The following is a 14329-nucleotide window of genomic DNA, read 5'->3' as shown; positions in this document are numbered from 1 at the left end:
TTCCCGATGCGCGCTCTACTCGTGCTGTTCAGTTTGATGCTATCGATGTCATTGTCGGCGGCGGAAAAACTGCAGGTGGTTACCAGTTTCAGCATCCTCGCCGACATGACGCATCAGGTCGGCGGCGACCATATTCAGATCACCAACATGGTCGGTCCCGACGCCGATGCCCATACATACGAGCCGACTCCGGACAATGCCAAGGCATTGCTCAACGCCAGGCTGATCATCAAGAACGGCTTAGGTTTCGAGCCCTGGCTGGACCGATTGGTCACCAGCACCGAGACCAAAGCGCCTGTGATCAGCGCAAGCCACGGCGTTATCCCACGTTCCCTGGACGAGGACGGAGAGACTGTGCCGGACCCTCATGCCTGGCACAACCTGGCCAATACCGAGCTGTACATCAGCAACATTTCCAAGGCGCTGATCGCGGCTGACCCGTCGAACAAAGCCGACTACGAGCGCAACAGCCAGGCTTACTTGAAACAGATCTACGCGCTGCTTGCCCAAGCCAAGGCCAAGCTCGGTTCACTGCCACCGGGCAACCGCAAGATCGTCACCTCCCATGACGCCTTCGGCTACCTCGGTCAGGCTTACGGCATCGACTTCATGGCGCCACAAGGTCTGTCTACCGAACGTGAACCTTCGGCCACCGAAGTCGCTGCGCTGATCACTCAGATTCGTCAGGCCAAGGTCAAGGCCGTGTTCATGGAGAACATCAAGGACGCGCGCCTGCTCAAACAAATCGCGGACGAAAGCGGCGCGCACATCGGTGGCACGTTGTACTCAGATGCGTTGGCGGCGACCGGTCCAGCCAGCACCTTCACCGGCCTGTTCCAATACAACCTCAATACCCTGTACGACGCGTTGAGTAAGCCATGATCCGCAAGAATCCATCGGGTGATTTACCGCTGATTGCCGAGTCGGCTTACGTGGATAAAACCGCAATTATTTGCGGCAAAGTGGTGATCGGTGAAAACGTCTTTGTCGGTCCCTACGCAGTGATTCGCGCTGACGAAGTCGATGCTTCGGGTGAAATGGAGCCGATCACCATAGGCGCCAATTCGAACATTCAGGACGGCGTGGTGATCCATTCCAAGTCCGGTGCGGCAGTGACCATCGGCGAGTTCAGTTCAATCGCCCACCGCTCCATCGTCCATGGCCCCTGCACGGTGGGCGATCGGGTGTTCGTCGGTTTCAACAGCGTGCTGTTCAACTGCGCAGTGGGCGACGGTTGCGTGGTGCGGCACAACTCGGTGGTCGATGGCCGCGATTTGCCCGAAGACTTCTATGTGCCCTCTACCACTCGCATCGGACCCAATACCGACCTGTCGCAGTTCCCTCCTGTGAGTGTCAGCGCCTCGGAGTTTTCCGAGGACGTGGCCCGCACCAACGTCGACCTTGTGCGCGGCTACAAAGCCCTGCAGAACGAGTTCTGATCATGAGCAGCGTATTGATTCGAAATGCCAGACTGGTGAATGAAGGTCGTGAATCTAAGGGGGATTTGCCTTGCCCGCGCTCTTGAAACTGGTGGAAGATGAAATCCTGCCGATAACCACCCTCGTGGCCAAGACCAGTCACCACGTGGCAGATCTGTTCGCCCTTCCCGACCGGGGTTATCTTCGAGAAGGCTATTGGGCCGACCTTGTCCTGATCAAACCCGAGCCCGACGGTTTTGCCGTTTCCAGGCAACCGGTCCTGCCTCAATGCGGCTGGACACCCTTCGCCGGACAGTTTTTCCGTAACAGCGTCAGCACCACGATCGTATCGGGGCGAATTGCCTGGCACGACAAATGTCTAAATGGCAGCTGTCAGGGTTTACCCCTATCGTTTATGCGCTAGAACGCGTTTCTTTTGTCCTCGAGTGCACCGACATGATCCACATCAGCCTGAGCGATGGTTCATTGCGTGAATACGACCAACCCTTGTCGGTGTATGAATTCGCCGCGAGCATCGGTGCGGGCTTGGCTAAAGCAGCAGTGGCCGGTCGGGTCGACGGGGTGTTGGTGGACTGCAGGTTCATGATCGAGGCTGACGCCCGCGTCAGCATTGTCACGCCTCAAGAGCCTGATGGGCTGGAGATCTTAAGGCGCTCCTGCGCGCTGATGCTGGCGATGTCCATCAGACAACTCTATCCAAAGGCGCAATTGCAGACCGGAACTGCACTGGGTGATGGCTTTTTTTATGAGTTTACGTTTGAGCGTCCCTTAGACCTGATCGATCTTGCGTGCATCGAAGCGCGCATGAAGATACTGGCGGCAACCAATCATTCAATCCGGTGCTGCAATCCATCATCCCGGTCGATGCCCACTGAGACGTTGTCTCCCTACCTTATTGGGGACTTCGAGTGCGTGTCAGTGGGCCCGCATGTGCCAGCAACCCGAGTGTTGCAGGCATTCGCCCTCGATCACATCAGCGGAACTGCGCCGCAGCGGATCTATGGCTCTTGCTGGTCCTGCCAACAGGAACTCGAAGACTGGTTGGCGCCGCCACACGTCATTATCGTCAACATGGATGATCGTCAGGTCGACTATGCGCAATCGGTGACCGAGTCCTTGCGTCGAAGCGGCGTGCGCGCTCGTGCGGACTTACGCAACGAAAAGGTCCGCCACAAGATACGCGAGCACAGTCAGCAGGTGCCGTATCTGGTGGTAATCGGGGAGAAAGAAAAAGCAGGCGGGTTTGTCAGTGTGCGCAGCCGAACGGGTGAGGATTTCGGCAGGATGGCCATTGAGGTGGTGTGTGACTGGTTGAGGTCGACAGGCATTGCGAGCACCTGAACCAGCTCGCTCTCACAAGATACATACTATCCGTGTGGGAGCGAGCCTGCCCGCGATGCTTTTAAGCTCTAGGCTTAACTGTTCCGCAATCCTGCCCCAACCAGACGGCACGGGTATCGAGACTGCCCTTCTGTTGAATGCCGGTAGCGTTGAATGTGCCGTTGACCTTGGTGGTGAACTCACGGTCGCTGAGGAAAGTTGCTACGCCGGCACCCTGCGCTTTCGGACAACTGAAACGGAATTTCCACTGATTGCCGTTGCGGTCAGTGATTTCCTGTTTGCAGCCCGATTGTGGGTCAGTCAACGGAATGTTGTCTGACTTCACCTGCTCTGGCGTCAGGCAAGCCCGAATCCCCTTCCCACCCATGGTGATGCCCTGCTTCTCCAGCTGCGCACGCTGTTGCGGCGTCATCTGCCCCTGCAATTGGCCGAGGATCAGCTGCAAGTCCGGCAGATTCTGGTCATCGACCTTCATGTTGCTCGTGGTCAGCTCCCACAAACCTGGCTGCAGCATCTGTGCCTGAGCGGCCACGGGGAGTGCTAAACCAAAAGCCAGGGCCAAACCCAGCAGACGAACGTTCATCGAGTAACTCCTGATCAGTAGTGGCCGTTAGACGTCAGCCATGGGCTTCGGTTCATGGACCAATTAAATAGCGACATTCTGCACGGAACATGGTCTGTTAAGCATTGAATCTTCAGGAGCAAGGCTGCCCCATGGATTATTTTGGACCGCACATTTTCGGCTACATGATTGCACTGCTTCATACGCTGGGCCTGATCGCTGCCATTCACGCCGTGCTCACCGTCCGGACCGCCCAGGGATCTATCGCCTGGGCCCTGTCGTTGATATTCATTCCTTACCTGACGCTGGTTCCGTATCTGGTCTTCGGCCGCAGCACCTTCGATGGTTACATCAAGGCCCGGCGCCAGGCCAACGAGGAAATGCGCAAAGCCATCTCCGAGCTTAACTGGCGTCCGTGGGTGGAAGAAGCGCTGACCGCACGTGCTTCAAGTGCTTACGCCTCCTTGAGAGCCATGCCGAAATTAGGGCGCATGCCGTGCCTGGCAAACAACGAAGTGCAATTGCTGATCAATGGCCAAGCCACCTTTGACGGGATTTTCGCAGCCATCGACAACGCAAAGGAAGCGGTGCTGATTCAGTTTTTCATTATTCACGACGACCGCCTCGGCCAACGCCTGCAAAATCTGCTGATCAAGAAAGCGGCTGAAGGCGTGGCGGTTTATCTGTTGTACGACCGCATTGGCAGCCATTCCTTGCCCCACAGCTACGTGCAACCGTTGCGCGATGCAGGCGTTGAGGTCAAAGCTTTCGCCACCCGCAGTGGCTGGCTCAACCGCTTCCAGGTCAACTTCCGTAACCACCGCAAGATCGTCGTGGTCGACGGTGTGCTGGGGTTCGTTGGCGGACATAACGTCGGCGACGAGTACATGGGCGAGAAACCACCGCTAGCGCCATGGCGCGACACCCACGTGCGCGTGCGCGGGCCAGTGGTTGCCTGCATGCAGGAGTCGTTCGCAGAAGACTGGTTCTGGGCGGCACGCTCGTTGCCACCGCTGATCCTGCCAGACGCCTATCCAGACGACGGCGTCCTCTGCCAATTGCTGGCGAGTGGCCCGGCCGATTCTTACGAAACCTGTTCGTTGTTCTTCGTCGAAGCCATCCATGCAGCGACAGAGCGGATATGGATTACCAGCCCGTATTTCATTCCCGACGAAGCCGTGTTCGCCGCCTTGAGACTGGCGGTTTTGCGAGGTGTGGATGTGCGACTGTTGCTGCCGTCACGGCCGGATCACCGCATCGTCTATGCGGCCTCCAGCCTGTACGCCTTCGAAGCCGTGCGTGCAGGTGTACGGGTTTTTCGCTACCAGCCGGGCTTTTTGCATCAGAAGGTAGTGTTGATCGACAGCGAAATCAGCGCCATCGGCAGTGCCAATCTGGACAACCGATCGTTCCGCCTGAATTTCGAAGTGATGCTGCTGACGGTCGACAGCGTGTTTGCCGCCGAGGTGGAACAGATGCTTAACGACGACTTTGCCCAGGCCCATGAAATCGCCAAAGAAGAAAGCCGGGAGACCCATCGCCTGCAACACATTGGCATGCGGATCGCCCGGCTTATTTCACCGATTCTTTAAGGCGTGTAGATGTCGTCACGCGTCCACGGTAGTTCATGGCTGCCATCAGGATGAGCTTTCACCGCGAGAATCTGGTGCAAGTTGATCCAGCCCCTGGCGAACGCATAGGCGCATCCTGCCAGGTACAAGCGCCAGATCCGCAAAGCCTGTTCAGGGACTAGCCTGGAAGCAGCTTCCAGATTGTCTTCCAGGCGTTCACTCCAGTGGTCCAAGGTGCGCGCGTAATGCAGACGCAGACTCTCGACGTCGACGATTTCAAGCCCCGCTTCGCTGATCTCTGCGGAGATCATTGACAGGTGCGGCAGCTCGCCGTTGGGGAACACGTACTTCTCGATGAATTCACCGGCACCCCGTCCCACGGGACGACCGTCGGTGTGTTTGGCGGTGATGCCGTGGTTCATCACCAGGCCGCCCTCCTTCACTGCGCCGAACAACGTCTTGCAGTACTCGGAGAGGTTGGCGTGCCCGACATGTTCGAACATGCCGACGCTGACCACCTTGTCGAAGCGGCCATCCTGAGGCAGATCGCGATAGTCGAGCAGTTGCAGCTCGACCAGATCATCGAGGCCTTCGGCGGAGACCCTTTCACGGGCCAGTAGCAATTGCTCTTTACTCAGGGTAATCCCGAACACTTTCGCGCCGAACTCTCGTGCAGCGTAGCGTGCCAGGCCGCCCCAACCGCAACCGACATCCAGCAGGTATTCGCCTGGTTGCAGCCGTAGCTTGCGGCACAGATGGCGGAATTTCGCTTGCTGGGCTTGCTCCAGGCTTTCACTGCCGGTCTCGAAGTACGCGCAGGAATACGCCATGTCGCTGTCGAGCCACAACTGATAAAACGCATTGGAGAGGTCGTAGTGGTAGGAAATGGCCTTGGCGTCAGTTTCCTTGTCGTGAACAGTGCGCACAGGCTGACTGTCCCCGTCCTCGCGGAGTAACGCCTGGCTCCATTCATCACAGACGCGAATCACGTCGCTGATTGAGCCTTCCAGTTCGAGTTTGCCTTCGACAAACGCCGCTCCGAGCGCGTTGAGGCTTGGATGAGTAAACTGGGTAACCATTTGTGGGTCCTTGACCACAATTGTGACGCTGGGCGTCGGCCCCAGATTGAATTCATGGCCGTCCCAGAGTCGCAGGCGTAACGGTAACTGCAGATTCTGTAAGGCCGGTGGAAGTTGCGCGAGCATGGAGAATCCCCCTTGTTTCAGACGTCTGATGTGAGGGTAGACCATCCTAGAAAATTAGCTGCCTATCGAATTAATAGCCATTTTCTATGATTCGCGGCGCTTCAACCAACCGTCATAAATCCACTGTTTCAGCCATGTAACAGCTTGAAGTGGCGCGCCCTCACCATAGGTGACTGCTAAATCGGAACACAGTTCAGCAAAATTCCAGTGATCCTCAAACATGCCTTTTAGAGCCCTCGCCTCGCCAGATTCGAGGCTTCGGTAATGACAAACCAGCTCGCTGCGCCAGATCACCACCACATGAGGGCCTGTCAACGCGGCGCTGCCAGGAAAACCGGTTTCGTCTTTTACCGAGCGCCATAGCGCAACACTGTTGTAGGCACATTCAAGCCACTGCACGGTGGAGCTGGGACAAACCCGCAGCGTCGGCCATTCCTGCGGCGGCAAACTGGCCATGTCTTGCAGTGTCAACGGTTCGCATTCGGGTGCATCGAACGCCAGGGTGAATGCCCATTCAAGCGCTGCCAACTCGGCGAGCGCCGCGCTTTGCTCTGGCACCAGATGCTGGCGAATGAAATGTTCAAAACCTTCGCCTAGCCATCTCAAACTGAAATGCGCTGAGGGTGATTGACGAATGTAGGCAGCGGCGAGCTTTTCGAATTCAACGTCCCCCAACCAATGCCAGATCACCGGATAGTCGCCACGCAACACTTCCAAAAGCCGGGCCTGATAGGCGTTGTGATAAATCGCCAGGCCAGTGTTCACGTTCAGTGTCGGGCCGCCAATCAGGTGGGCGCTCAATGCCGGACAAGCTGCTGACTGCTCCCCCAACAGATAACTTTCAAAGGCCAGTTGCCAATCGTTCAGGCGCATTTCAGTCTCCGGGCCAGCACGCCATCACCCAGTTCACGAGCCTTTTGCAGTTCCCCAAGCAGCTCTTCAAAGGGCGGCAGATGGTCATCGCGTTCCAGCAATGTAGCCACCGGGCCGAGATGCTCAAGCGTACGTTGATAAAGCGCCCAGACCGGATCGCTCACGGGATGATCATGGGTGTCGATCACGTAATCGCCATAATCGCTGTGGCCCGCCAGGTGCAGTTGCCGAACCTTGTTTGCCGGCAGTCCTTGAATGAAGGTCCACGGATCGAAGCCGTGATTGCGCGAGCTCACGTACACATTGTTAACGTCCAGCAACAGCTCGCAGCCGCTCAGCCGGCTGAGGGCTTCGAGGAATTGCCATTCGCTGAAGTCATCGTCGGCGCTGCGCACATAGCTGGAGACGTTCTCCAGCACCAACGGCCGTTGCAAAACATCCTGAACCTGGCGCACCCGCTCAGCCACGTAGTAAAGGCTTTCTTCGGTGTAGGGCAACGGCAGCAGGTCATGCAGCTGATGAGCGTTGCCGCGGCTCCAGCACAAATGATCGGAAATCCACGCAGGCTTTACTCGCTCAGCCAGAAGCTTGAGTTGATTCAAATACGCGGGATCAAGAGCATGGGGACCGCCAATGGACAACGACACCCCATGCATCACTACCGGATAACGCTCGGCAATTGCATCGAGGTAGTACAAGGCTTTTCCGCCCTGAACCATGAAGTTTTCGGAGACGACCTCGAACCAGTCCACGGCGGGTGACTGCTCAAGAATCTGTTGATAGTAGGCACTGCGCAAACCCAGGCCATAGCCCAGGCAAGGAAGGGAAGCAGACATTTGCGGGCTCCTCGCAAAGTAGCCGCAGTGGCGCACACCACTGCGGCGGCACGGGAGGTAGGTTATTCGCCGACCTTGCCACCTGCTTTCATGCATTCGGTCTGAGTCATTGCCTTGAAGCCGTGACCTTTGCAAACGCCCTGACCTTTGCAGGCATTCTCCGCAGTCTTGCAATCGTTCATGCCTGCGCACGATGTCACGCCGTAGCAGTGCACTTGAACAGCGTCAGCAGCCTGTGCCTGCGTGGCAACACCGGCAAACAAAGTCGCTGCGGCGAAAGCGAGAGCGGCACCGGCAGTGGCGTTTTTGAAGTTCATATTTATATCCTCGGTAATCGTCAGGGTGGTCGGCTGGACGGTTTGTTCAGTCCCGACACACCACTAGAGCGCGCTGCCCCCAACGGCGTTACAGAGGAATTAAAAAAGTTTTCGGGCCGCTTAAGGCGCCTCCTCCAACTTCAGCAGTGGCTCTTGAAAACGCAGTAGTCGTCCGGCATTCCCGAGCACCAGCAACGTGCTGAGGTTATGCAGCAATGCAGCGATCATGGCCCCGGCGGCGCCGAGCCAGCCGAATGCCGCGAAGGCAACAATCGCCAGGGTCCAGCCCAGACCGATGATCACGTTGACCTGCAACGTCTGCCGACACTGGCGACTCAACCGCACACAGGTGCCGAGCCGACGCAGGTCGCTGCCGATCAGCACGATGTCGGCAGAGGCCAGCGCGATGTCCGCACCGCCAGCGCCCATGGCCACACCCACGACCCCGGCCTTGAGTGCCAGCGAGTCGTTGATGCCATCGCCCACCACCATTGGCCGGAAACCGTTTTCGATTTCCGTCAGCACACGATTGAGTTTGTCCTCAGGCAAAGCCTGCGCTTCGACATCGCTGATGCCGACATCGCGAGCCAGCGTATGCGCGACACTTTGCCGATCACCGGTGAGCAACAACTGACGACCCAAGCCCAACTCTCGCAACTCGCTCAAGGCGAATCGTGCCTCAGGTTTGACACTGTCGGCGAGCAACAACCAGGCAAGGAATTCACCGTTGAGCGCCAAGCCGGCAATCGGGCCGTCGTGTTCAGGAACCGCCGAAGTGACAATGCCCAATTGTGCAAACAACTCTGGGCGACCGAGTGCCGCTTCCCCCTGCTCCGTCATCGCCACTACGCCTAGCCCTTGGCGTTCGTGAATGTCCGACAGCAGCAGGAAATGCTCCTGCGTCACCAGACCGGCAAGCGCGCGACTGACTGGATGACTGCTGGCCGAACCAAGACTCGCGGCGAGCTTCATGACATGGCTGCGGTCCACCAACGGACTGTCGATGGACTGCAACCGCAACGTGCCAAACGTCAGCGTGCCGGTCTTGTCGACCACCAGCGACGTCAGGTCAGCCAGTTCCTCAAGGAACGCCGAACTGCGGATCAGTATCCCGTGACGTGCCGCGACCGCGACACCAGCAATCGCCGTGGCGGGCGCCGACAACACCAATGCACAAGGACACGCCGCCACCAACACCGCGAGCATCGCCTGCGCATCGTTGGTGACAAACCAGGTGACTGCCGCCAACAACAACACCAAGATCATGTAGCTGCCGGCATAGCGTTCGAGCAGACGGGTGATCGGCGGCTTGGAGCGCTCGGCGCTTTGCATCAGCGCGATGACTTTGCCCAAGGTCGATTCGTTGCCGGTGCGCGTCACTTCGATCCGCAACAGGCCGTCGAGATTGATCGCTCCGCCGAAGACCTGCATCCCAACACCCGCCTCTATCGGAACGGACTCACCGGTTATCGATGCGGTGTCGAGGCTCGCCTGCCCCGACAACACTCGACCGTCGGCCGGCACTCGATCACCCGCACGCACCTCCACGATGTCGCCGGCCTTGAGTGTGCCGTTGTCGACTTCGAGGATCGAACCATCCGCCTGAATTTTGCGGGCATGGCTTCGGGTCAGTTTGCCGAGGGCGCGAATCGCTTCCTGAGAGCCGATAACGCTGCGTTCCTCCAGCACGTGGCCAAAGATCATGATGATTGGCAGTAAGGCGGCGGTCAGCAGATCTCCCGTGGCCCAGGCACCCAGCATGGCGAGGGCGATCAGTTGATCGGTGATTCCGTGCAGGCTTGGATAACGCAAGCTGTACCACGCCGAGCGCATCACCGGCACGGCCACCAGTAGCGAAGCGAAGCCCAACAACAACTGGCTGACACCGGTCTGCTGCGGCGATAACCAACGCCAGATCAGCCCGAGACTGAGCAAGCCCAGTGCAAGCATGGCCAAGGTCAACTGACGCGCGGCGCTGCGTTGTTCAGCCGAGGACAACAGGCTCGGCGCGGTGGTTTGGGCAGTCATTGTGCGGCTCCCTGAATGATCAGGCGCGAATCGTCTTTCGGATTGACCGTTGTCACCGAGCCGGCCTGACCAAGAATTTTCGGCATGCGCTCACGGTAGATTCGCAGCAACATTTGCGGGTCGGTGCCCTGTTGTTGCGCCTTGGCCAGGCTCAACACAGTGGCCGTATCGGCTGAGGCTTTTGCCAGTCGTTCGCTCGCTTGGGCATGGGCGACTTGCAGCGTTCGGTCAGCTTGCTCATTGGCGGTCTGAGTCAGCTTCTCTGCTTCGGTACGCGCATTGGCGACGGCTTTGTCGGCTTGTTGGCTGGCGGTCAGCACGGCGTTGAAGGCGTTTACCGCAGGGCCAGGCAAGCTCGACTGAACGTCGACGCGCGCGACTTCGATGCCCAGGCCCTGCCCTGTCGCTGTCAGCTCAGCCAGACGTTGATTGATGCCCTGAACCAAATCACCCCGCAGACGTTCGCGGCGTTCGGCCGCTTGAGTATCGGTGCCAATCAGTTCCGGACGAGCCACCAGGATGGTGTCCAGGTCTCGTGCCGCCGTCAGCGCAACGGCGCTGCGAGTGACCAGTCGTTCGAGCGCCGGCAGCACATGCTCACCTTGAAGCACGAAAGCGTAAGGCTCTGTAACCTTGTAGAAAACCCGTACATCGAGTTGCACCACGCCGGCGTCTCCGGTCAGCAAATAACCAGAACCTGCGAGCGCATCGCTCAAAGGTGTCGCGAATGACGCCACCCGATCTCCCTGCAACGCTGCATCGCTGCGAAGCAGATTTTCCACCCGCCGTTCGATGACCCGATCTGCGGCCGGCAACAGAATTACTTGCTCAAAAGGTCGCGGCCACGCCAACAACAAGCCGGCGTTCTGGATACGATCCAGCGCGCCAAAATGCAGAACCACAGCGCGATTTTGCGGATCGATTTGCCGCACATTGGAAAACGCCCACGCCAACGCTGCCAGAATAGTCACCGCATAAAGTGCCAGAAAAGCCAATCGCCCAGCCTGAATCCATGGGCTACTTAACTCATGTGTTCCACGTGGAACTAATTTCATGGCTGCGACCCGGGTTTGATATCGAGCGTCGGCGGACCATCCACCAACACCCGAAAAGGCGCAGCATCGGTGCGCAAAATCAGTTTGGTCCCCGGCGTAACGATCGTCCCCAACGTGTCGAGCGAGCGCAGCAAGTTATACAGCTGAGGTGAGCCGGCGTAGGCGCGCCCGTAAATCTGCGCTGCTTCGACGCGGGATTGGGCTTCGATGTCAGCCGCTTTTACCGTCGCATCTGCCTGTACGATTCGCGCGTCACGCTCGGCGGCGGAGCGGATTTGCGCAGCTTCACGTTTGCCGATGGCGGTGCGTTCGGTGGCGATTGTTTCACGCTCGGCGCGCATTCGGTCGACGGTGGCGGTGAGCGTCACCGACGGCAAGGTCAAACGTTCGATGCCCACTTGCAACACCCGAACGCCATAAGTGGTGAGTAATTGTTGATCAATCTGCTGACGCAACTGCGCCTCGAAATCAGCAATGTGAACCTGGTTGGCATCGGTATTCACCAGGTTCGCCAGATCGAAACTGCTCGCTGTAGTTTCCAGGGCAGAGCCCACAAAGGTCCGAATCTGCCGCGCCGCTTCGTCCGGCTGATTTTGCACGGCACGCATGAAGCGCTGCACGTTATCGGGATCGCCCTGCACCTGCCACGCCACATACGCCTGAACAATGATGCGCAAGCCGTCGCGAGTGCCGACATCCTGCAAACCGCTGGAAGTCGTGCGCAGCCGCAGATCTACCGGAATGGCGGCTTCAAACGGTGCAGGCCAGCGCCAGCCGAGTCCTGGTTCCAGCAACACCCGGGAAGGATTGCCGAAGCGCGTGATCACCGTCGCCTCTCCAGACCGAACTTGAACAAGGCTTGCGGCGGCGATGGCGAACGCCACCAGCAAGGCCGCCCACCCCATGCGCCGCCACGGGAACGGCCCCGCTTCCTCGGGAGCACCGTGATGGTGATGATGGTGGCCGTGGTGATGCCCGCCATGGCCGTGATCGTGGCCGGCGTGGTCATCGTGATCGTGAGTGTGCGACGGGCTCAATGGGTAGCTCCTGGTTGAGCGCTGGAACGCGGCGACGCAGGATCAGCCGGCAGCGTGAAAGTACGTAGGTCGATGGTCGGCGCATTGCCGCTTCCGCCCAGGCGATGATCGAGCACCAGCAACCTGGCATTGGCCAGGCCCTGAGTCAGCTGGCTGAAATACTGCTCCAGCACGAAAGCCTGGCCAGCACTGGCATAGGCCTTCTGCTCGGCAGTGAATTTCAAATCCGCCGCCTGAGCGGTGGCATTGATTTCGTGCGCACTGGCGGTTGCTTGATCACGAGCGATACTGGCTTGCAGTTGCGCCTGATTGGTCGCCTCTGCTGCCGCACCGCGCTCGCGGGAGATCAATGCCTGGGCGCCAATCTGTGCCGCCTGAACACCGTGATAAGCATTGGCGGCGCCTGCTGGCGGATGAATCGCCTCGACCACTGTGGCTAGAATTTCCACGCCGCTGTCGAGTTTTTGCAGGTCCGCCTGTACCGCCCGGCCAATCTCCTCAGCCAGCCCTACCCTATCCTCGCCGAGCAGACCGTCGAGGGTTCGTGAGGCGAAGTCATGAACCAGAATGCGGCTGGCGGTGCTGCGGATCAGTGTCGGCACATCGGTGCTGTTGTAGGTCGCGGCCAGCGCGGCTTGATCGGTAAGGCCGATGCGATAGACGAAGCGCACGTCCATATTGACGATCTGAAAGCTCTGCTTGTCGCCACGGCTGCTGGCAATGACCTGGGATTTGTCATTCACGTGGCTGGCGTCCCACAACCGATTGGCTGTTGCTGGCGGCGGACCTTCAGCAGGATCGGCCACCAGCGGTGCCGAGGCATCGCCAACGCTGGTCGCCAGTTCGTGAACCATGCCATTTTCAACGCTCAGGACTCGACCCAACGGCCACGGTAAACCAGCGTGCAAACCGGGGCTGAACACGTCTACCGGCTTGCCGAAACGCTCGTAGATCCCTCGTCCTTGCAGGGGAATTTCGTGAACTCCGGTCAGCAACCAGCCCACCATCGCCACCACTGCCAACACCGGAAGAAACGCCCGGCGCATATAAGTGAAAGCCCAAATCTGCCGCAGGTCGATGCCAAAGCGGTTGTGCAGTTCGTGTTGCAACGCCAGCAAGGGTTGCGGCGGCCAACGCAGCAGGTCGGCGACAAAACTTCGCGCCAATAAACCTGGCTCAAGTGATTCACGGCGCGGACTGAACAACGACAGCACCGCGCGCAGCAGCAACTCGACCGCGACCAGTCCCGGCAGCAAGCCGATCAAAACGGAGAGGCGTACTGGCCAAACCGATGCTTCGCTGGCGAACAACAAACACAAGGCGCCGAGCACCAGGCAAATGATCGCGACCCGGCACAGCTGCGCTAACGGCGCCGCTTCCGGCCACTCAGCCACAATTTCCTGAGCCAGTTGGCGCTCCAATACCAGCAAACCAAACGCCAACAACAAAGACAGCGCGGCGCCAATGCTCGCCGAGACACCCAGCGGACCGGGAGGCAATGTGAGGTTCCAGAACTGGCTGAGGCTGTACAACGTCAACAATGCCCAGCCGCCGAGCCAGAGCGTCGGCGCACCGACCTGACTCAGCAGGCGCGCCGAACGCTGACCGAGTCGGTCCAGCATGCGCTCATACCAGCCTTCAGGAGCAACGGTGTCGTCCACCGCCACCACCACAACCGGCAATGTTGGGTTCATGGCCCGCGCACGCCACTGAGTCACCCACCAGGCCGATTGCAGGCCGGCGACCAGCACCAGCAAGCCAGCGCTCTGACTGACCAGCAACGCGCCCCATAGCGACAACGGTGCAAACAGCCCGACAAAAAACGCCAACACTAAACCCACCGCCGCCAAGGCACTCAGGCCGATGGCGAACTGGCGCAATCGCCGCCCTTGAAAAACCGCCTGCTGAAAGCGCGGCAGCCCTGCTACCGACGTTCCATCGACTTCGAGATCGACTTGCATACCACCCCATTGCTTATCATTGATCACATCGCAATTCGTTACGATATAACGAAAGTGGTGAAATTTATGTGCTGAATCGCTTTATCTAAAGATGCACGACCTGT

General features: G+C 58.8%; 13 protein-coding genes and 1 pseudogene. 5 read left to right on the top strand and 9 right to left on the bottom strand.

Annotation, left to right across the window (positions count from 1 at the left end):
- Nucleotides 1-6: 6 nt before the first annotated feature.
- The 4 genes and pseudogenes from QRN31_RS09035 to QRN31_RS09020 all read left to right on the top strand — a co-directional run bounded on the left by QRN31_RS09035 (nt 7) and on the right by QRN31_RS09020 (nt 2780).
- A complete protein-coding gene (locus QRN31_RS09035; protein ID WP_285431546.1) occupies nt 7-882 on the top strand; it encodes a metal ABC transporter substrate-binding protein in 876 nt (291 codons plus the stop codon).
- A complete protein-coding gene (locus QRN31_RS09030) occupies nt 879-1439 on the top strand; it encodes a gamma carbonic anhydrase family protein (RefSeq protein WP_285431544.1) in 561 nt (186 codons plus the stop codon). Before QRN31_RS09035 ends, QRN31_RS09030 begins: the two co-directional genes overlap by 4 nt.
- Before the next feature lie 67 nt (nt 1440-1506).
- A pseudogene (locus tag QRN31_RS09025) lies at nt 1507-1842 on the top strand (amidohydrolase family protein); the annotation flags it as partial.
- A 32-nt stretch (nt 1843-1874) separates the two neighbouring features.
- The gene (locus QRN31_RS09020; protein WP_285431542.1) at nt 1875-2780 is read left to right on the top strand and encodes a His/Gly/Thr/Pro-type tRNA ligase C-terminal domain-containing protein; all 906 of its coding nucleotides are present in this window, start codon (nt 1875-1877) and stop codon (nt 2778-2780) included.
- Between the two features lie 61 nt (nt 2781-2841).
- Here the strand turns inward: QRN31_RS09020 and QRN31_RS09015 are convergent, their stop codons facing one another.
- Nucleotides 2842-3363, bottom strand: coding sequence for a DUF3617 domain-containing protein (locus tag QRN31_RS09015; protein WP_222589112.1), 522 nt, complete (start codon nt 3361-3363; stop codon nt 2842-2844).
- Nucleotides 3364-3494: 131 nt separating this feature from the next.
- Between QRN31_RS09015 and cls the strand changes: the two genes are divergently transcribed.
- Nucleotides 3495-4934 (top strand): cardiolipin synthase, encoded by a 1440-nt coding sequence (cls, locus tag QRN31_RS09010; protein ID WP_285431540.1) that lies wholly within the window; start codon nt 3495-3497, stop codon nt 4932-4934.
- Here the strand turns inward: cls and cfaB are convergent.
- The 8 genes from cfaB to hflK (QRN31_RS08970) all read right to left on the bottom strand — a co-directional run bounded on the left by cfaB (nt 4931) and on the right by hflK (QRN31_RS08970) (nt 14225).
- Entirely contained in the window at nt 4931-6118 is a 1188-nt protein-coding gene (gene cfaB / locus QRN31_RS09005) for a C17 cyclopropane fatty acid synthase CfaB (RefSeq protein WP_285431538.1), read from the bottom strand. The genes cls and cfaB overlap by 4 nt on opposite strands.
- Nucleotides 6119-6202: 84 nt before the next feature.
- Nucleotides 6203-6991 (bottom strand): HvfC/BufC N-terminal domain-containing protein, encoded by a 789-nt coding sequence (locus tag QRN31_RS09000; protein WP_285431537.1) that lies wholly within the window; start codon nt 6989-6991, stop codon nt 6203-6205.
- Nucleotides 6982-7827, bottom strand: a complete 846-nt coding sequence (bufB, locus tag QRN31_RS08995; protein ID WP_285431536.1) for an MNIO family bufferin maturase — start codon at nt 7825-7827, stop codon at nt 6982-6984. The genes QRN31_RS09000 and bufB overlap by 10 nt, the downstream gene beginning before the upstream one ends.
- Before the next feature lie 62 nt (nt 7828-7889).
- Nucleotides 7890-8144, bottom strand: a complete 255-nt coding sequence (gene bufA2 / locus QRN31_RS08990) for a BufA2 family periplasmic bufferin-type metallophore (RefSeq protein WP_090177703.1) — start codon at nt 8142-8144, stop codon at nt 7890-7892.
- 120 nt (nt 8145-8264) lie between these two features.
- Nucleotides 8265-10172 carry a cation-translocating P-type ATPase gene (locus QRN31_RS08985; protein WP_285431535.1) on the bottom strand — a complete coding sequence of 636 codons (1908 nt, stop codon included), beginning with the start codon at nt 10170-10172 and terminating at the stop codon, nt 8265-8267.
- On the bottom strand, nt 10169-11227 hold the full coding sequence (hflK, locus tag QRN31_RS08980; protein WP_285431534.1) for a protease modulator HflK: 1059 nt from the start codon (nt 11225-11227) through the stop codon (nt 10169-10171). The genes QRN31_RS08985 and hflK (QRN31_RS08980) overlap by 4 nt, the downstream gene beginning before the upstream one ends.
- Nucleotides 11224-12264 (bottom strand): protease modulator HflC, encoded by a 1041-nt coding sequence (gene hflC / locus QRN31_RS08975; RefSeq protein ID WP_285431533.1) that lies wholly within the window; start codon nt 12262-12264, stop codon nt 11224-11226. The genes hflK (QRN31_RS08980) and hflC overlap by 4 nt, the downstream gene beginning before the upstream one ends.
- A complete protein-coding gene (gene hflK, locus QRN31_RS08970; RefSeq protein WP_285431532.1) occupies nt 12261-14225 on the bottom strand; it encodes a protease modulator HflK in 1965 nt (654 codons plus the stop codon). Before hflK (QRN31_RS08970) ends, hflC begins: the two co-directional genes overlap by 4 nt.
- Nucleotides 14226-14329: the final 104 nt, after the last annotated feature.

Source organism: Pseudomonas sp. fls2-241-R2A-110, from assembly GCF_030209165.1.
In the GTDB taxonomy this organism is placed as follows: domain Bacteria; phylum Pseudomonadota; class Gammaproteobacteria; order Pseudomonadales; family Pseudomonadaceae; genus Aquipseudomonas.
The sequence above is the reverse complement of the archived record's forward strand: the minus strand, read 5'-3'. Positions and strand labels throughout refer to the sequence as shown.

What these genes read in the sequence shown, in the direction of transcription:
- QRN31_RS09035 (WP_285431546.1), top strand. Translation starts at nt 7, where the DNA reads ATGCGCGCTCTACTCGTGCTGTTCAGTTTGATGCTATCGATGTCATTG.
- QRN31_RS09030 (WP_285431544.1), top strand. Translation starts at nt 879, where the DNA reads ATGATCCGCAAGAATCCATCGGGTGATTTACCGCTGATTGCCGAGTCG.
- QRN31_RS09020 (WP_285431542.1), top strand. Translation starts at nt 1,875, where the DNA reads ATGATCCACATCAGCCTGAGCGATGGTTCATTGCGTGAATACGACCAA.
- QRN31_RS09015 (WP_222589112.1), bottom strand. Translation starts at nt 3,363, where the DNA reads ATGAACGTTCGTCTGCTGGGTTTGGCCCTGGCTTTTGGTTTAGCACTC.
- cls (WP_285431540.1), top strand. Translation starts at nt 3,495, where the DNA reads ATGGATTATTTTGGACCGCACATTTTCGGCTACATGATTGCACTGCTT.
- cfaB (WP_285431538.1), bottom strand. Translation starts at nt 6,118, where the DNA reads ATGCTCGCGCAACTTCCACCGGCCTTACAGAATCTGCAGTTACCGTTA.
- QRN31_RS09000 (WP_285431537.1), bottom strand. Translation starts at nt 6,991, where the DNA reads ATGCGCCTGAACGATTGGCAACTGGCCTTTGAAAGTTATCTGTTGGGG.
- bufB (WP_285431536.1), bottom strand. Translation starts at nt 7,827, where the DNA reads ATGTCTGCTTCCCTTCCTTGCCTGGGCTATGGCCTGGGTTTGCGCAGT.
- bufA2 (WP_090177703.1), bottom strand. Translation starts at nt 8,144, where the DNA reads ATGAACTTCAAAAACGCCACTGCCGGTGCCGCTCTCGCTTTCGCCGCA.
- QRN31_RS08985 (WP_285431535.1), bottom strand. Translation starts at nt 10,172, where the DNA reads ATGACTGCCCAAACCACCGCGCCGAGCCTGTTGTCCTCGGCTGAACAA.
- hflK (WP_285431534.1), bottom strand. Translation starts at nt 11,227, where the DNA reads ATGAAATTAGTTCCACGTGGAACACATGAGTTAAGTAGCCCATGGATT.
- hflK (WP_285431532.1), bottom strand. Translation starts at nt 14,225, where the DNA reads ATGCAAGTCGATCTCGAAGTCGATGGAACGTCGGTAGCAGGGCTGCCG.